The sequence below is a fragment of the Streptomyces sp. NPDC085932 genome (assembly GCF_044540525.1).
GTDB classification, from domain to species: Bacteria; Actinomycetota; Actinomycetes; order Streptomycetales; family Streptomycetaceae; genus Streptomyces; species Streptomyces levis.
On sequence record NZ_JBITSJ010000009.1, the window covers coordinates 23,156 to 40,230 of the forward strand.

Annotated in this window: 15 protein-coding genes and 1 riboswitch; of the genes, 9 read left to right on the forward strand and 6 right to left on the reverse strand. The window is 70.3% G+C overall.

From position 1 onward, the window contains the following. Positions 1 to 114 precede the first annotated feature (114 nt). The gene (locus tag ACIGAQ_RS34930; protein ID WP_399790577.1) at positions 115 to 801 is read left to right on the forward strand and encodes an NADPH-dependent F420 reductase; all 687 of its coding nucleotides are present in this window, start codon (positions 115 to 117) and stop codon (positions 799 to 801) included. A gap of 28 nt (positions 802 to 829) precedes the next feature. Here the strand turns inward: ACIGAQ_RS34930 and ACIGAQ_RS34935 are convergent, their stop codons facing one another. The 6 genes from ACIGAQ_RS34935 to gcvT form a co-directional block, all read right to left on the reverse strand. Further along, entirely contained in the window at positions 830 to 1,387 is a 558-nt protein-coding gene (locus ACIGAQ_RS34935) for a glycoside hydrolase family 25 protein (protein WP_311685624.1), read from the reverse strand. Between the two features lie 84 nt (positions 1,388 to 1,471). Then, positions 1,472 to 2,884: an MFS transporter gene (locus ACIGAQ_RS34940; protein ID WP_399790188.1), complete on the reverse strand. Its 1,413-nt coding sequence runs from the start codon at positions 2,882 to 2,884 to the stop codon at positions 1,472 to 1,474. Between the two features lie 103 nt (positions 2,885 to 2,987). Continuing rightward, on the reverse strand, positions 2,988 to 4,355 hold the full coding sequence (locus ACIGAQ_RS34945) for an L-serine ammonia-lyase (RefSeq protein WP_311685620.1): 1,368 nt from the start codon (positions 4,353 to 4,355) through the stop codon (positions 2,988 to 2,990). A 108-nt stretch (positions 4,356 to 4,463) separates the two neighbouring features. Continuing rightward, complete coding sequence (gene glyA, locus ACIGAQ_RS34950) at positions 4,464 to 5,726, reverse strand: serine hydroxymethyltransferase (RefSeq protein WP_399790192.1); 1,263 nt, start codon at positions 5,724 to 5,726, stop codon at positions 4,464 to 4,466. 14 nt (positions 5,727 to 5,740) lie between these two features. Next, a complete protein-coding gene (gene gcvH, locus ACIGAQ_RS34955; RefSeq protein ID WP_086562694.1) occupies positions 5,741 to 6,118 on the reverse strand; it encodes a glycine cleavage system protein GcvH in 378 nt (125 codons plus the stop codon). 98 nt (positions 6,119 to 6,216) lie between these two features. After that, positions 6,217 to 7,338, reverse strand: coding sequence for a glycine cleavage system aminomethyltransferase GcvT (gcvT, locus tag ACIGAQ_RS34960; protein WP_399790196.1), 1,122 nt, complete (start codon positions 7,336 to 7,338; stop codon positions 6,217 to 6,219). Between the two features lie 147 nt (positions 7,339 to 7,485). Continuing rightward, a riboswitch (glycine riboswitch) is annotated at positions 7,486 to 7,585 on the reverse strand. 220 nt (positions 7,586 to 7,805) lie between these two features. Between gcvT and ACIGAQ_RS34965 the strand changes: the two genes are divergently transcribed. From ACIGAQ_RS34965 to ACIGAQ_RS35000, 8 genes are all read left to right on the forward strand, one after another. Further along, the gene (locus ACIGAQ_RS34965) at positions 7,806 to 8,474 is read left to right on the forward strand and encodes an AAA family ATPase (RefSeq protein ID WP_311685613.1); all 669 of its coding nucleotides are present in this window, start codon (positions 7,806 to 7,808) and stop codon (positions 8,472 to 8,474) included. A 357-nt stretch (positions 8,475 to 8,831) separates the two neighbouring features. Then, on the forward strand, positions 8,832 to 9,620 hold the full coding sequence (locus ACIGAQ_RS34970) for an enhanced serine sensitivity protein SseB (RefSeq protein WP_362284119.1): 789 nt from the start codon (positions 8,832 to 8,834) through the stop codon (positions 9,618 to 9,620). Between the two features lie 218 nt (positions 9,621 to 9,838). Then, entirely contained in the window at positions 9,839 to 10,639 is an 801-nt protein-coding gene (locus ACIGAQ_RS34975; protein ID WP_311685610.1) for an enhanced serine sensitivity protein SseB C-terminal domain-containing protein, read from the forward strand. Positions 10,640 to 10,981: 342 nt separating this feature from the next. After that, positions 10,982 to 11,980, forward strand: a complete 999-nt coding sequence (locus ACIGAQ_RS34980) for an ABC transporter permease (RefSeq protein WP_399790201.1) — start codon at positions 10,982 to 10,984, stop codon at positions 11,978 to 11,980. A gap of 8 nt (positions 11,981 to 11,988) precedes the next feature. Further along, positions 11,989 to 13,755 carry an ABC transporter substrate-binding protein gene (locus tag ACIGAQ_RS34985; RefSeq protein WP_311685606.1) on the forward strand — a complete coding sequence of 589 codons (1,767 nt, stop codon included), beginning with the start codon at positions 11,989 to 11,991 and terminating at the stop codon, positions 13,753 to 13,755. 90 nt (positions 13,756 to 13,845) lie between these two features. After that, positions 13,846 to 14,856: an ABC transporter permease gene (locus ACIGAQ_RS34990; RefSeq protein WP_399790205.1), complete on the forward strand. Its 1,011-nt coding sequence runs from the start codon at positions 13,846 to 13,848 to the stop codon at positions 14,854 to 14,856. After that, a complete protein-coding gene (locus ACIGAQ_RS34995) occupies positions 14,853 to 15,935 on the forward strand; it encodes an ABC transporter ATP-binding protein (protein ID WP_399790208.1) in 1,083 nt (360 codons plus the stop codon). Before ACIGAQ_RS34990 ends, ACIGAQ_RS34995 begins: the two co-directional genes overlap by 4 nt. Beyond that, complete coding sequence (locus tag ACIGAQ_RS35000; RefSeq protein ID WP_311685600.1) at positions 15,932 to 17,071, forward strand: dipeptide ABC transporter ATP-binding protein; 1,140 nt, start codon at positions 15,932 to 15,934, stop codon at positions 17,069 to 17,071. Before ACIGAQ_RS34995 ends, ACIGAQ_RS35000 begins: the two co-directional genes overlap by 4 nt. Positions 17,072 to 17,075: the final 4 nt, after the last annotated feature.

Genomic DNA, 17,075 nt, shown 5'->3' on the forward strand with positions numbered 1-17,075 from the left:
GCCCGGCCCGTGCCCGCACGGACCGGGCCCCTCGGCATGCCCGCGCGCCCACGCCGCCAGGAATAGCCCACCCGCCTCCGAGGTTGCCCAGGTCACCAGGAGCCACGAGGCGCCATCCACCCCCGGAAGGGCGAGGACATGAAGATCGGCATCATCGGAGCGGGCAACATCGGCGGCAACCTGACCCGGCGGCTCACCGCCCTGGGCCACGACGTGTCCGTCGCCAACTCCCGCGGTCCGCACACCCTCACCGCCCTGGCGGAGGAGACCGGCGCGACACCCGTACCGGTGGAGGAGGCCGCCCGCGGCGCGGAGGTCGTCGTGGTGACCATCCCCCTGAAGGCGGTCCCGGACCTGCCGTCCGGCCTGCTGGACGGCGCGGCGGAGGGCGTCGCGGTCATCGACACCGGCAACTACTACCCCAGGCAGCGCGACGGCAGGATCGCCGGCATCGAGGACGAGGGGCTCACCGAGAGCCGCTGGACGGAACGGCAACTGGGCCACCCCGTCGTCAAGGCCTTCAACGGCACCTACGCCCAGGACATCCTGGACCGCCACCGCCCGGAAGGCGACCCCGAGCGCATTGCCCTCCCGGTGGCCGGCGACGACGAGGCGGCCAAGCGGAAGGTCCGCGAGCTGATCGGGGAACTCGGCTTCGACACGGTCGACGCGGGCGGTCTCGACGACTCGTGGCGCCAGCAGCCCGGCACCCCGGTCTACGGCCTGCGCGGTGGAGTCCAGGACGTCACCAAGGCCCTGTCGGAGGCGTCCCCGGAGCGCACGGCGGACTTCCGCGGCTGAGGACCGGCGGGATCCGGCGTCCGCGGGATCAGGCGCCCGTGGCCCACTTGCGCAGCGCCGCCTTGCTCTCGAAGTCGGCCACGTTCTTGTCCAGTGGGTCGTCGGTGTACTGGTGGAAGCGCCACTTCGCCTTGATGCGGGGCTTTCCCGCGGAGACGTAGTCGGCTATCCACAGCCCGTCGCCGGCGTAGGAGGTCGTGTCCACGTTGAGCCAGAAGTTCCGGTTGCAGTAGAGCACCACACGGTTGTCCGGACGCAGTTCCTTCAGCTTCCGTATGAACCGGTCCTTCTCCGCGTTGCTCGCGTGGGTGCCGTCGCCGGTCGTCTCCCAGTCGACGGCGAGGATGTCGCCCGCCCGGTCCGGGGCCTTGCCGACGAAGTACTCCGCCTGGGCGGTGAGGTTGCCGGGCCACAGGAAGTGGTAGAAGCCGACGACCAGCCCGGCGTCCCGCGCCCGCTCGGTCTGCGCGGCCAGCTTGGGGTTCACGTAGGACCGCCCCTCCGTCGCCTTCACGAAGACGAAGGAGAGGCCGTCGGTGGCGTAGGAGGAGGACTGGTAGGCGCTCACGTCGATGCCGCGCAGCATGGGGGCTCCCTGAAGTGCTCGTGGGGGAGGGGGAGTTGGTGCCCACCACCATGGCACGGGCTGCGGTGGCCCGATGTGCGGATGTCAACTTCCGCCGGTCGCGGTCACGGAGGGTGTCCGGTCGCCGGTACGGGCGGTCTCGTCGTCGTCCAGGGAGACGTGCCGGGTCTCCTTGCCGAGGAGCAGCGCGGTCAGCGTCAGGACGGCCATCGCCGAGAGGTAGACGCCGACCAGCCACGGTGAGCCGTCCCCGGCCTCCCACAGCGCCACCGCGATGAACGGGGCGACCGCCGCCCCCAGGATCGAGCTGAGGTTGTACGAGATGCCGGAGCCGGTGTAGCGCACGCTGGTCGGGAAGAGTTCGGGCAGCAGCGCGCCCATCGGGCCGAACGTCAGGCCCATCAGGGTGAAGCCGAGCACGAGCCACAGCACCACGCCGAGGGTGCCCAGGCCGATCAGCGGTGCCCAGACCAGTCCGAAGACCACGATCGCCGCGGTGATCCAGATCAGCGTGGTGCGCCGCCCGTACCGGTCGGCGAGCGGGCCGGAGACCAGGGTGAAGGCGGCGAAGAACAGCACACCGAAGATCAGCATGAGGACGAAGGTGGTGTAGCCGTAGCCCAGGCCGGGCACGGCGGCGTCCTTCGCGGCCCGTCCGTAGCTGAGCGAGAACGTGGTCATCAGGTAGAAGAGCACGTAGGTCGCCAGCATGATGAAGGTGCCCAGGACCAGCTGCCTGCCGTGGCCGCGCACCACGGTGGCCAGCGGCAGCCGCCGCACTCCGCCCGAGGCGCGGGTCCTGGTGAACACCGCGGACTCGACGAGCCGGGAGCGCACCCACAGGCCGATGGCGACCATCACGGCGGAGAAGAGGAACGGCACGCGCCAGCCCCAGTCGAGGAAGGCGTCCGAGGGCTGGGACGGGTCGGCGCCGGCCGCGGAGGGCAGCAGCGCGCCCATGAGCAGGAACAGGCCGTTGCCGATGACGAAGCCCAGCGGGGCGCCGAGCTGCGGGAAGGTGCCGTACAGGGCGCGCTTGCCGCTCGGGGCGTTCTCGGTGGCGACCAGGGCGGCGCCGCTCCACTCCCCGCCGAGCGCGAAGCCCTGTGCGAGCCGCATCAGCACGAGCAGCGCGGTGGCCACCCAGCCGGCCTGGGCGTAGGTGGGCAGGACGCCGATGAGGAAGGTGGCGACGCCCATGGTCAGCAGCGAGACGACGAGCGTCTTCTTGCGGCCGAGGCGGTCGCCGAGGTGCCCGAAGACGACGGCGCCGATCGGGCGGGCGACCATCGCGGCGCCGAAGACCGCGAAGGACGACAGCAGCGCGGTGGTCGGGTCGCTGCTCGGGAAGAACAGCTGCGGGAAGACGAGCACCGCGGCGGTCGCGTAGATGTAGAAGTCGTAGAACTCGATCGTCGTGCCGATGAGGCTGGCGACGAGGACCCGGGACCGGGGGTTGACGGGCGTCGGGGCTGAACCGGGGGCTGGTGCGGGCATCGCTCGGTCTTTCACGCGTGAAACATGGCTGGTACAACGATGTCAGCCATCTTGTTTCGCGGTACAGCCCTCTCGCGATGTGAGACGCGGGCCGGCTCGGCCGTCAGCACTCGATGATGTTCACCGCGAGCCCGCCCCGGGCCGTCTCCTTGTACTTCACGGACATGTCCGCGCCCGTGTCCTTCATCGTCTTGATGACCTTGTCCAGGGACACCTTGTGGGACCCGTCGCCGCGCATCGCCATGCGCGCGGCGGTGACGGCCTTGACGGCCGCCATGCCGTTGCGCTCGATGCAGGGGATCTGGACCAGGCCGCCGACCGGGTCGCAGGTCAGGCCCAGGTTGTGCTCCATGCCGATCTCGGCCGCGTTCTCGACCTGCTCGGGCGAGCCGCCGAGGACCTCGGCGAGGGCGCCCGCGGCCATGGAGCAGGCGGAGCCGACCTCGCCCTGGCAGCCGACCTCGGCGCCGGAGATCGAGGCGTTCTCCTTGAACAGCATGCCGATCGCGCCCGCGGCGAGCAGGAAGCGGACCACGCCCTCCTCGTCGGCGCCGGGCACGAAGTTCATGTAGTAGTGCAGGACCGCCGGGATGATGCCGGCCGCGCCGTTGGTCGGGGCGGTGACGACCCGGCCCCCGGCCGCGTTCTCCTCGTTCACGGCCATCGCGTAGAGCGTGATCCACTCCATCGACAGGGCCTGCGGGTCGCCCTCGGAGCGGAGCTTGCGCGCGGTGGTGGCGGCCCGGCGGCGCACCTTCAGACCGCCCGGCAGGATGCCCTCGCGGGACATGCCGCGCGCCACGCACGCCTGCATGACCCGCCAGATCTCCAGCAGGCCCTCGCGGATCTCCTCCTCCGTGCGCCAGGCCCGCTCGTTCTCCAGCATCAGCGCCGAGATGGACAGGCCGGTCTCCCGGGCCAGGCGCAGCAGCTCGTCACCGGTGCGGAAGGGGTACTTCAGCACGGTGTCGTCGAGCTTGATGCGGTCGGCGCCGACCGCGTCCTCGTCGACGACGAAGCCGCCGCCGACCGAGTAGTAGGTCTTGGTCAGCAGCTGAGCGCCCGAGGCGTCGTACGCCCACAGGGTCATGCCGTTGGCGTGGTAGGGCAGGGCCTTGCGGCGGTGCAGGACCATGTCGTCGTCGAAGGAGAACGCGATCTCGTGCTCGCCGAGCAGGTTCAGCCTGCCGTCGGCCTTGATCGTCTCCACCCGCTCGTCGGCGGTCTCCACGTCCACCGTGCGCGGTGAGTCGCCCTCCAGACCGAGCAGCACGGCCTTGGGCGTGCCGTGGCCGTGCCCGGTCGCGCCGAGCGAGCCGTACAGCTCCGCCCGGACCGAGGCGACGGACCCCAGCAGCTCCTCGTTGCGCAGTCGCCGGACGAACAGGCCGGCCGCGCGCATCGGGCCGACGGTGTGGGAGCTGGACGGGCCGATGCCGATCGAGAACAGGTCGAAGACCGAGATGGCCACGGGGGAACTCCTGACTACGGGGGTGGTGCCAAGGGGGTGGGCGCCGCGCCGGCTTGTGGCCGGCGCGGCCCCCGAAAGGTTTCTTCGCGGCCGTCGCCGGCCGCGCTCCTACTTGTTCAGACCCGGGTACAGCGGGTGCCGGTCGGCCAGGGCCTTCACCCGGGCCTTGAGGGCCTCCGCGTCGTACGACGGCTTCAGCGCCTCGGCGATGACCTCCGCCACCTCGGCGAAGTCCTCCGCCCGGAACCCGCGGGTGGCCAGGGCCGGGGTGCCGATCCGCAGACCGGACGTCACCATCGGCGGACGCGGGTCGTTCGGGATCGCGTTGCGGTTGACGGTGATGCCGATGCCGTGGAGCCGGTCCTCGGCCTGCTGCCCGTCCAGCTCGGAGTCGCGCAGGTCGACCAGGACCAGGTGCACGTCCGTGCCGCCGGACAGGACGTCCACGCCCACGGCCCGGACGTCGTCCCGCACCAGACGCTCGGCCAGGATGCGGGCACCCTCCAGCGTACGGCGCTGGCGCTCCTTGAAGTCCTCCGAGGCGGCGACCTTGAAGGCGACGGCCTTGGCGGCGACCACGTGCTCCAGCGGACCACCCTGCTGACCGGGGAAGACGGCGGAGTTGATCTTCTTGGCCAGCTCGGCCGTGGAGAGGATCACACCGCCGCGCGGGCCGCCGAGGGTCTTGTGGGTCGTGGTGGTGACCACGTGCGCGTGCGGCACCGGGTTGGGGTGCAGCCCGGCCGCGACGAGCCCGGCGAAGTGGGCCATGTCGACCATCAGGTAGGCGCCGACCTCGTCCGCGATCCGGCGGAACTCGGCGAAGTCCAGCTGCCGGGGGTAGGCGGACCAGCCGGCGACGATCAGCTTCGGCCGTGACTCCTTGGCCAGCCGCTCGACCTCGGCCATGTCGACCCGGCCGTCCTCGCCCACGTGGTAGGCGACGACGTCGTAGAGCTTGCCGGAGAAGTTGATCTTCATGCCGTGGGTCAGGTGACCGCCGTGGGCGAGGTTCAGGCCCATGATGGTGTCGCCCGGCTTGAGCAGCGCGAACATCGCGGCCGCGTTGGCCTGGGCGCCCGAGTGCGGCTGCACGTTGGCGTGCTCGGCGCCGAACAGCTCCTTCACGCGGTCGATCGCGATCTGCTCGACCACGTCGACGTGCTCGCAGCCGCCGTAGTAGCGGCGGCCCGGGTAGCCCTCGGCGTACTTGTTGGTGAGGACCGAGCCCTGCGCCTCCATGACCGCGACCGGGGCGAAGTTCTCCGAGGCGATCATCTCCAGCGTGGACTGCTGGCGGTGCAGCTCGGCGTCGACCGCGGCGGCCACGGCCGGGTCGAGCTCGTGCAGGGGGGTGTTCAGGACGGACATACGGCTACGACTCCTCAGCCGGCGGAGAACGCGGTGTACTCGTCGGCGGAGAGCAGGTCGCCCGGCTCGTCCGTGACCCGCACCTTGAACAGCCAGCCGCCCTCGAAGGGGGCCGAGTTCACCAGCGACGGGTCGTTCACGACGTCCTCGTTGACCTCGGTGACCTCACCGGAGACCGGGGAGTACAGGTCGGACACGGACTTGGTCGACTCCAGCTCGCCGCAGGTCTCGCCCGCGGACACGGTGTCACCGACCTCGGGGAGCTGGACGAAGACCACGTCGCCGAGCGCGTTGGCCGCGTGCTCCGTGATGCCGACCGTCGACACGCCGTCCTCGGCGGCCGACAGCCACTCGTGCTCCTTGCTGTAACGCAGCTGCTGGGGATTGCTCATGGCCTGAATTCTCCTGTACGCGCGGGAGTGCTGGTGAAGGGACCGCTGGTGAGCGGGGTGGAGGTACCCCGGGCGCTCGTGGCGCCCGTGGCCAGTGTCTACTTCTGGCGCTTGTAGAACGGCAGCGCCACGACCTCGTACGGCTCGTGACTGCCCCGGATGTCCACGCCCACTCCGGGCGTGCCGGGCGCGGCGTGCGCGGCGTCGACGTAGGCCATCGCGATCGGCTTGCCCAGGGTGGGGGAGGGGGCGCCGGAGGTGACCTCGCCGATCACCTCGCCGCCCGCGACGACGGCGTACCCGGCGCGCGGAACGCGGCGGCCCTCGGCGACCAGGCCGACCAGCACGCGCGGCGGGTTCTGCTCGGCCCGGGCAGCGGCCTCGCGCAGGGCCTCGCGGCCCACGAAGTCGCCCTCCTTCTCGAACTTCACCACGCGGCCGAGACCGGCGTCGAAGGGCGTCAGGGAGGTGGTCAGCTCGTGCCCGTACAGCGGCATGCCGGCCTCCAGGCGCAGCGTGTCGCGGCAGGACAGGCCGCACGGGACCAGTCCGGCGCCCTCGCCGGCCTTGGTCAGGGCCTGCCACAGCTCCACGGCGTGCTCCGGCTTCACGAACAGCTCGAAGCCGTCCTCGCCGGTGTAGCCGGTGCGGGCGATCAGGGCCGGGACCCCGGCGACGGTGCCGGGCAGGCCGGCGTAGTACTTCAGCCCGTCGAGGTCGGCGTCCGTGAGGGACGCCAGGATGCCGGGGGACTCGGGGCCCTGGACGGCGATCAGCGCGTAGGCGTCCCGGTCGTCGCGCACCTCGGCGTCGAAGCCCTCGGCGCGCTCGGTCAGCGCGTCCAGGACGACCTGGGCGTTGGAGGCGTTGGCGACGACCATGTACTCCGTCTCGCCCAGCCGGTAGACGATCAGGTCGTCGAGGATGCCGCCGTCGGCCCGGCAGATCATGGTGTAGCGGGCGCGGCCCGGCTTCACGCCGCCGATGTTGCCCACCAGGGCGTAGTCGAGGAGGGCGGCGGCCTGCGGGCCGGTGACGGTGATCTCACCCATGTGGGAGAGGTCGAAGAGCCCGGCCTTCGTGCGCACGGCGAGGTGCTCGTCGCGCTCGGAGCCGTAGCGCAGGGGCATGTCCCAGCCGGCGAAGTCGGTCATCGTCGCGCCCAGCGAACGATGCAGGGCATCGAGCGCGGTGTGACGGAGTTCTCCTGTACTGCTCACGGTCGGTCGTCTCCCAGGGCGATGACGGGGCGAGGTCGTTCCTCCCCATCTGTCATCGGAACCTGAGAGGTTCGCCATGACCGCGCCGGTCCATGGCTTGCACCTTGGGTGGGACCGCTGTGACAGCGGCCCGCTTTTCAGATGTGCCTCGCCCGCGCGGTAACGGGGCCTGAGAGATTCAAGGGAGGGACTTGCTCCTTCGGCGCCCCAGCGTCAGCGGTGCTGGGAACTCTCCCGCGCGGATTCAAACGGCCGGTATGCAGTTGGCGCGCACATCATTGCACGCATCCTTCCGGCGCGGCAGGGGGACCTTTCCCAGGGAGTGCACGAGTCCCGCGCCGGACACGGCGACCTGTAGCAGCCCTGTTGCAGGAAGAGTACGGAAATGAGAGGCCTGCGGCATTACCTTCTTTTTACACTCGGCGGGGATGGGACTCCGTACCTGGCCCCAGGGGAGGACGATCACGGTGAACAGGACCAGGGCGTACGCCACGACGACGGGCATCGCGCTGCCCGAGCAGCCGGCTGCCGCGCCCCGGAGGGCCTGCGGCACGGTGCCGGCACCGGTCGTCCGCGATCTGCGCGACCGCCCGGGCCGCGGCCCGCACGCGCTGCTGTTCGGGTCCCGGGACATCGTCGTGGTCACGGGTCTGCCCGGCAGTGGCAAGTCCACGCTGATGCGGCGCACCGTCCCGGGCCGGCGCGTCGACTCCCAGGACACCCGCGACCGCTGGGAACGGCGCATGCCGGGCTTCCTGCCGTACGCGGTCTACCGGCCGCTGGTCCGGCTCGCCCACTACGCCGGGCTGCGCCGGGCGCTGCGCGGCGGCGAGGGGATCGTGGTGCACGACTGCGGCACGCAGGCGTGGGTCCGCCGCTGGCTCGCCCGCGAGGCCCGCCGCCGGGGCGGCACGCTGCACCTGCTGCTCCTCGACGTCACCCCCGAACAGGCCCTGGCGGGCCAGCGCGACCGCGGCCGCGGCGTCTCGCGCTACGCGTTCCTGCGCCACCGCGCGGCCACCACCCGCCTGCTGCGCGCGGTGGAACAGGGCGACCTCCCCTCCGGCTGCGGCTCGGCCGTCCTCGCCGACCGCGCCACGGCGAACGCGCTCCGCCGCATCGGCTTCACAGGGTGACGGGCGGGGCCGGCCACGCGACCGGGGCGGTGATACGGGGCGGGCGGGACGACGGCGGTGAGCCGGGCAGGGCGGCGGCGATCCCGCGGGTCCGGACCGCCGACGGCCCCGGCGGCCGACGGCCCCGCGCAGCGAACGGCGCGACGCCGAGGGCCCTCGACGCGGTCAGCGGACCATTCGGCATGCCGGCCGGGGATCCGGAAGGCGGGCTGCGGGGCGGCGTCGACGCCCGGTCCCTCGGCGCGGACAGCCGACCGGGCCGCGTTCGGGCCGCCGCTCGGCATGATCCGGTCACTCACGGCGCCCGAGCCGTTAGCCTTTTCGCCTCAGCAGTGGTTTCAGGCAGGCGGTAGGCAGATGGACTTCCCGGCGGACTTCTCCGCGGACTTCCCGGCGCAGACGCAGACCCACCCGCACGGTGGCTGGCCCGGCAACGAGCTGGAGGAGGTGCTCTCGGCCGCCCTCGGCGCCGGGCCCGCGGCCGGCGGCCGGATCGTCGAGGTGCTCGGCCGGAGCTTCGTCTGGGTCCCGCTCCCCAGCGGCGGCGGCCCCCACAGCGGCCCGCTCGACCTGCCCGCCGTCGAGATCGACGGCCAGGCGTTCGTGCCGGTGTTCAGCTCGGAGGAGCAGTTCCGCCAGGCCGCCGGCCCGCACATGTCGTACACCATCGCGCCCGCCGTGGAGTTCGCCCGCGGCCTGCCCCCGCACGCGGGGATCGTCGTCAACCCCGGCGGCGTGGTCGGCATACCCCTGCCGCCGCCCGCCGTAGCCGACCTGTGCCGGGCCGGCCGGACGCCGCTGGACGGCCCCGCGAGCGGCGGCCGGGTCCGCCTCTTCGAGCCCGACTGGCAGGACGACCCGGTGGACTTCCTCGCCGCCGCCTCCGCAGAGTTCGAGGCGATCGGCGTCGTCCTCACCGCCCGCCGCTGCCTCGCCGCGATCGAGACCGCCGAGCCCGTGATGTTCGTGGGCGTCGAACTCTCCCAGTGGGAAGGCGACCTGCGGGCCCTGCCCCTGGAGGCCCTGACCCGGGCCGTCACCGCGTCACCGGCCCCCTGGCCGGTCAACCTCGTCCTCCTGGACGTGGCGGAGGACCCGGTGGGCCACTGGATGAAGGACCGGGTCCGGCCCTTCTATCAGCGCTAGGCCACCGTCCCTCCGTCCGCCCGGCCAGGGCAGGAGGGACGGTGCGGACACGGCCTGGGGTCACCGGCCGGGGGCCCGGCTGTGACATCTGCCGCTGCCCCGCGGAGGCGCGACACGCCGCGGAGGGACCCGCACGCGCCCGACGAGGACAAGTCCGGAGTCGGTGGGCGGGCTTAAGCTAGGTCACGGTCGAGGCGTTGTACGAAGGGGCGGTAAAGGTGAGCGCGAGCGGCACGGCCGCGGCCGGACAGGTCGAGCACATGCTGCGCCAGGTCACGCCCGGGCGCTACGACGCCTACGAGGCACTCCTGCGCGCGCTCGCCACCCCGCACAGCGGCCAGATCTGGATGCTCCTGTGGCAGGGCCAGGCCGGCTCCCCGGACGCCCAGTACGGAAACATGGAGGTCGACGGCTACGGCTACGCGCCCTGCGTGACCTCCGCCCAGGAGCTCTCGGCCAGCGGCTGGAACCGCTCGTACGAGGTGGTCGACGGCGTCGACGTGGCCCGCGCCCTGTACCCCGACCACTACGGCCTCTGGCTCAACCCGCACGCCCCGGGCGGCGGCGTCGGCATCCCCTGGCTCGACCTGCGCAGAATCGCCACGGGCCTGGACCGCCAGCCCGCCGGACCCCTGCGGCTGTCCGAACCGGCCATCGAGGTCCCGCAGTTCTACGCCCTGCTCGCGCAGAACGCCCACCGCACCCCGGCCGTCCGTTCGCTGCGCCGCGCCTGGGTGCAGCCCGCGCTGGGCGCGCCGTACCTCGCCATCGGACTGGACGTGTACGACACCTCGCCGCCGGCCGTGGATTCCGTGCGCGCGATGATGCAGCAGTCCCTCGGCGCCGTCCCGGACGGGCTCCCCGTCTCCACCGTCGCGATGTCCGACGCACACGACCCGGTCGCCATGTGGCTGCGGGCCAACGCCCGCCCCTTCTACGACCGTGAGGCCCACGCCACCGCACCCGTCCAGGCCCCCGCGTCCGGCTACGGATACCCGCCCGCCCAGGGCAGGTTCTGAGCCGCCCCGGACCGTTCCCGAGGCCGGTTCCGCACCCCCGCGCAAACGCGAGGACAGCTCAGCTCTCCGCGCGTAGATCGGGGCGATTTGCGCGGGTGTGCCGTAAAATCCACCTAGCTCGCCGCGTCCGACCGCTGTTACCCGTTGTCCGGATAACGGAACCCCCCAGACAGCATCACGTTTACGCATCCTTTCACCGCCAAGTCTGGCAACAGATCGCCAAAGCGTTGAAGACTCCCGGCAAGACACGGGCCGGTCGGTCTCGTGTACGAGACAAACAAAACCGCTACAGCGGCAGCCAGGGGCTAGGCGATCGCCGGCCCGAGAGGGGTCAATCGCACCGTGACCGCACCGATCGAGACCACCGGGGCGGAAGCCGGAGCACAGCCCGAGGCCGTGCTCTCCGGGGTCAAGAAGAGCCAGATCGAAGGGCGCTCGCTCACCCAGATCGCCTGGATGCGCTTCAAGCGGGACAAGGTGGCGATGGCGGGCGGCGTCGTCGTCGTCCTGCTCGTGCTGATGGCGGTGTTCTCCAAGCCGATCCAGTGGGTCTTCGGCCTCGATCCCAACAAGTTCAACCAGGACCTCATCGACCCGGCCCTGCTCGCCCCCAAGGGCGGCTGGGGCGGCATGAGTTGGGACCACCCGCTCGGCGTCGACCCGCAGTACGGCCGCGACATGCTCGCCCGCATCATCGACGGCTCCTGGGTCTCCCTGCTGGTCGCCGGCGGCGCCACGCTGCTGTCGGTGGTCATCGGCACGGTCCTCGGCGTGATCGCCGGCTACTACGGCGGCTGGATCGACAGCGTCATCAGCAGGCTGATGGACACCTTCCTGGCGTTCCCCCTGCTGCTGTTCGCCATCTCCATCTCCGCCTCCGTGCAGGACGGGTTCTTCGGTCTCGACGGCCTGTCCCTGCGCATCTGCGTGCTGATCTTCGTGATCGGCTTCTTCAGCTGGCCGTACATCGGCCGGATCGTGCGGGCGCAGACCATGACCCTGCGCAAGCGGGAGTTCATCGAGGCCGCCACGAGCCTCGGGGCGCGCGGCCCGTACGTCCTGTTCCGGGAGCTCCTCCCGAACCTCGTCGCGCCGATCCTCGTCTACTCGACGCTGATCATCCCGACGAACATTCTGTTCGAGGCCGCGCTGAGCTTCCTCGGTGTCGGTATCGCTCCGCCGCAGGCCTCCTGGGGCGGCATGCTCAGCAACGCTGTGGATCTCTACACGGCTGATCCGCAGTACATGTTCGTGCCCGGACTGGCGATCTTCATCACCGTCCTGGCCTTCAACCTGCTGGGTGACGGGCTGCGTGACGCCCTCGACCCTCGCAGCAAGTGATCCATCGAATGAGGGGGCTTCCTCAGGTGAAGACGAGAAGGGTGACCGCCGGCGTTGCGTCGGTCCTGGCACTGTCGCTGGGTGCTGCCGCGTGCGGCGGCGGTGGTGACGACAACGACGGGGGAGGCAACGGCAAGAAGGACGCCGCGCTGAACTCGATCGTCAACGCGTCGGACAAGAAGGGAGGGACGGTCACGTACGAGCACTCGGACGTGCCGGACTCCCTCGACCCGGGCAACACGTACTACGGCTGGGTCCAGAACTTCTCCCGTCTCTACGGCCGGACGCTCACCACGTTCAAGCCGGCGGCGGGCAAGGAAGGCCTGGAGGTCGTGCCGGACCTCGCCGAGTCCCTCGGCAAGTCCAGCCCGGACGCCAAGACCTGGACGTACAAGCTGCGTACCGGAGTGAAGTTCCAGGACGGCACCCCGGTGACGTCCAAGGACGTCAAGTACGCCATCGAGCGCTCCAACTTCGCGCCGGAGGCACTGTCCAACGGCCCGACGTACTTCAAGGCCTACCTGGAGGGCGGCGACAAGTACAAGGGTCCCTACAAGGACAAGTCGGCCGACGGCATCAAGTCCATCGAGACGCCGGACGACCGCACGATCGTCTTCAAGCTGAAGCAGCCCTTCGCCGACTTCGACTACCTGGCGACGTTCTCGCAGACGGCGCCCGTGCCGAAGGCGAAGGACACCGGTGCGAAGTACGTGCAGGCCATCCAGTCCTCCGGCCCGTACCAGTTCCAGTCCTACGAGGAGGGCCGCGGCGCCACCCTCGTGCGCAACAAGAACTGGGACCCCAAGACGGACCCGATCCGCAAGGCCCTGCCGGACAAGATCACGATCAAGTTCAAGGTCAACCCGGTCACGGTCGACAACAACCTGATCTCCGACAAGATCACGGCTGACGCGGCCGGCACCGGTGTGCAGCCGCAGACCCAGCCGAAGGTCCTGCGCGGCAAGCTCGCCGGCCAGACGGACAGCTCCTACGCCGGCGCCACGCAGTACATCGCGCTCAACGTCAACGTGAAGCCGTTCGACAACGAGCACTGCCGCAAGGCCGTCCAGTGGGGTCTGGACAAGCAGTCCGTCCTGGACGCGATGGGCGGCTCGCCGAAGGGCGACGTGGCGACCACGCTGCTGCCGCCGTCGGTCAACGGCTACACCAAGTTCGACACCTACGCGACCGACGGTCACAAGGGTGACGCCGCCAAGGCCAAGGCCGAGCTGAAGGCCTGCGGCCAGCCGAACGGCTTCAACACGATCCTCACGGCCCGCTCGGACCGGCCCGCCGAGGTCGCGGCCGCCACGGCCGTCCAGGCGTCGCTGAAGAAGATCGGCATCAACATCGAGATCAAGCAGTTCCCCTCCGGCAAGTACTTCTCCAACTTCGCCGGTGTCCCGTCCTACGTCCACGAGAACAAGCTCGGCATGCTCTCCATGGCGTGGGGCGCCGACTGGCCGACCGGCTACGGCTTCCTCGACCAGATCGTCAACGGTGCCGCCATCAAGCCCTCCGGCGGCAACAACCTGATGGAGCTGGACGACCCGAAGATCAACAAGGCCCTGACGGACGCGATCGCCAACACCGACGACGCCGCCCGCACCAAGGCCTGGGGTGACATCGACAAGATGGTCCTCGACAACGCCTCGGTCGTCCCGCTGATCTACCGCAAGAACCTGCTGCTGCGGCCCACGTCCGCGAACAACGTCACGGTCACGCAGGCCTACCTCGGCATGTACGACTACCTGCTGATGAGCTCCTCGAAGTAACCAGCAGGCCGGAACCTTTCGAAAGGCAGGTGAAGGCACCGGGTGGCTGCGGCGGACGATCCCGCCGCGGCCACCCGGGGCCGTACAGCTGTGGCTGCGTACATCCTCCGACGCGTCATGGGCGCGGTGCTGTTGCTGCTGGTGGTCAGCGCAGTCACCTTCGCCATCTTCTTCCTGGTGCCCCGTCTCGGGGGCCAGACGCCCGACCAGTTGGCCACCCAGTACGTCGGCAAGGACGCGAACCCCGAATCCGTCGCCGCGATCAAGAAGAACCTGGGTCTGGACCAACCCGTCTACGAGCAGTACTGGAACTTCATCAAGGGCCTCGTGGCGGGCGCCGACTACCGGTTCGGACCCGACGCGACGCACTGCAGCGCACCCTGCTTCGGTTACTCCTTCAAGAGCCACATCGAGGTGTGGCCGCAGTTGGAGCAGCGGATTCCGGTCTCCTTCTCGCTGGCCGTCGGTGCGGCGGTGATCTGGCTGGTCTCCGGTGTGACGACCGGTGTCATCTCGGCCCTGCGCAAGGGCAAGCCGATCGACCGCATCTCCATGTTCATCGCGCTCGCCGGCGTCTCGCTCCCGATCTTCTTCACGGGCCAGATCCTGCTCGCCCTCTTCGTCTACGAGATCCCCATCTGGGACAGCATCGACTACGTCCCCTTCACCGAGAACCCCGCCGAATGGGCCTGGCATCTGATGCTGCCCTGGATCAGCCTCGCCTTCCTCTTCTCCGCGCTGTACGCCCGGCTCACCCGGGCGGGCATGCTGGAGACGATGCACGAGGACTACATCCGCACGGCCAGGGCCAAGGGTCTGAAGGAGACCACGGTCGTGACCAAGCACGGCCTGCGCTCCGCGCTCACCCCGATCGTCACCATCTTCGGCATGGACTTCGGCACCCTCGTCGGCACCGCGGTGCTCACCGAGACCGTCTTCTCCCTCCAGGGCATCGGCGCCTACTCGGTCCAGGCCATCAAGGACAACGACCTGCCCATCGTGATGGGCGTGACCCTGGTCGCCGCGTTCTTCATCGTCTTCTGCAACTTGATCGTCGACCTGGTGTACGCCGCCATCGACCCCCGGGTGAGGTACTCGTGAGCAAGCTCGACAAAGCCGCGCTCGGCGAACCGGACACCACCGCCCCGTCCGTCCCGGACGACGTGTTCCTGTCCGTCCGCGACCTGCGCATCCACTTCGACACCGACGACGGTCTGGTCAAGTCGGTCGACGGTGTCAGCTTCGACGTGCGCAAGGGCAAGACCCTGGGCATCGTGGGCGAGTCCGGCTCCGGCAAGTCCGTCACCTCGCTCGGTGTGATGGGCCTGCACCGCTCGGCGCGCGCCCACGTCTCCGGCGAGGTCTGGCTGGACGGCCAGGAACTGATCGCGGCCGACCCCGACGAGGTGCGGCGGCTGCGCGGCCGGAAGATGGCCATGATCTTCCAGGACCCGCTGTCCGCGATGCACCCCTACTACTCGGTCGGCCACCAGATCGTCGAGGCGTACCGCGTCCACCACGACGTCAGCAAGAAGGCCGCCAAGCAGCGCGCGATCGAGATGCTGGACCGGGTCGGCATCCCCGAACCCGCCAAGCGCGTCGACAGCTACCCGCACGAGTTCTCCGGCGGTATGCGCCAGCGCGCCATGATCGCCATGGCGCTGGTGAACAACCCCGAGCTGCTCATCGCGGACGAGCCGACCACCGCCCTGGACGTCACCGTGCAGGCGCAGATCCTGGACCTGATCCACGACCTGCAGAAGGAGTTCGGCTCCGCGGTCATCATGATCACCCACGACCTGGGCGTGGTCGCCGAGATGGCCGACGACCTGCTGGTCATGTACGGCGGCCGGTGCGTGGAGTGCGGTCCCGCCGAGGACGTCTTCTCCGAGCCCCGGCACCCCTACACCTGGGGCCTGCTCGGCTCGATGCCGCGGCTGGACCGCGAGGAGACCGACCGGCTCATCCCGATCAAGGGCGCGCCGCCCTCCCTGATCAACCTCCCGTCGGGCTGCGCCTTCCACCCGCGCTGCCCGTACGCGGACATCCCGAAGGACAACGTCACCCGCACGGTCCGCCCCGAGCTGACCGAGGTCGGCGGCTCGCACTGGGCCGCCTGCCACATGAGCCAGGAGCAGCGGGAGCGTATCTGGACCGAAGAGATTGCGCCGAAGCTGTGAGCGACGACAAAACGGTGAGCGAACCGGACACCAGCGGCAGCACCCTCACCAAGGACACCACCGCCGACGGTGAGATCCTGCTGAAGGTGACGGGCCTGCAGAAGCACTTCCCGATCCGCAAGGGCCTGCTCCAGCGGCAGACCGGCGCGGTCCGGGCCGTCGACGGCATCGACTTCGAGGTCCGCAAGGGCGAGACGCTCGGCGTCGTCGGCGAGTCCGGCTGTGGCAAGTCCACCATGGGCCGGCTGATCACCCGGCTGCTCGAACCGACCGGCGGCACGGTCGAGTTCGAGGGCAAGGACATCACGCACCTCGGCGTCGGCGACCTGCGCCCGATGCGCCGCGACGTGCAGATGATCTTCCAGGACCCGTACTCCTCGCTGAATCCCCGGCACACGATCGGCACGATCGTCGGCGCCCCCTTCCGGCTCCAGGGCGTCGAGCCCGAGGGCGGCGTGAAGAAGGAGGTCCAGCGGCTGCTGTCGGTGGTCGGTCTCAACCCCGAGCACTACAACCGCTATCCGCACGAGTTCTCCGGCGGTCAGCGCCAGCGCATCGGCATCGCCCGCGCGCTCGCGCTCAACCCCAAGCTCGTGGTGGCCGACGAGCCGGTCTCCGCGCTGGACGTGTCGATCCAGGCCCAGGTGGTCAACCTGCTGGACGACCTCCAGCAGGAACTCGGCCTCACGTACGTGATCATCGCGCACGACCTGTCGGTGGTCCGGCACGTGTCCGACCGGATCGCGGTGATGTACCTCGGCAAGATCGTCGAGCTGGCCGACCGGGACAAGCTCTACAAGTCGCCGATGCACCCGTACTCCAAGGCGCTGCTGTCGGCCGTGCCGATCCCGGACCCCAAGCGCCGGGGCGTCAAGAGCGAGCGCATCCTGCTCAAGGGCGACGTGCCCTCGCCGATCGCCCCGCCGAGCGGCTGCCGCTTCCACACCCGGTGCTGGAAGGCGACCCAGATCTGCAAGACGACCGAGCCGCCGCTGGTGGAGCTGCGGGCCGGGCAGCGCGTCGCCTGCCACCACCCGGAGAACTTCGAGGACCAGCAGCCGCAGGACACCCAGCTGCTGTCCTCGGCCGAGGAGGCCGCCGAGGCGAACGGCGGTACCGCGACCGTCGAGAAGTGAGCCC

What these genes read in the sequence shown, in the direction of transcription:
- ACIGAQ_RS34935 (WP_311685624.1), bottom strand. Translation starts at nt 1,387, where the DNA reads ATGCTGCGCGGCATCGACGTGAGCGCCTACCAGTCCTCCTCCTACGCC.
- ACIGAQ_RS34940 (WP_399790188.1), bottom strand. Translation starts at nt 2,884, where the DNA reads ATGCCCGCACCAGCCCCCGGTTCAGCCCCGACGCCCGTCAACCCCCGG.
- glyA (WP_399790192.1), bottom strand. Translation starts at nt 5,726, where the DNA reads ATGTCCGTCCTGAACACCCCCCTGCACGAGCTCGACCCGGCCGTGGCC.
- gcvH (WP_086562694.1), bottom strand. Translation starts at nt 6,118, where the DNA reads ATGAGCAATCCCCAGCAGCTGCGTTACAGCAAGGAGCACGAGTGGCTG.
- ACIGAQ_RS34970 (WP_362284119.1), top strand. Translation starts at nt 8,832, where the DNA reads ATGGACTTCCCGGCGGACTTCTCCGCGGACTTCCCGGCGCAGACGCAG.
- ACIGAQ_RS34985 (WP_311685606.1), top strand. Translation starts at nt 11,989, where the DNA reads ATGAGGGGGCTTCCTCAGGTGAAGACGAGAAGGGTGACCGCCGGCGTT.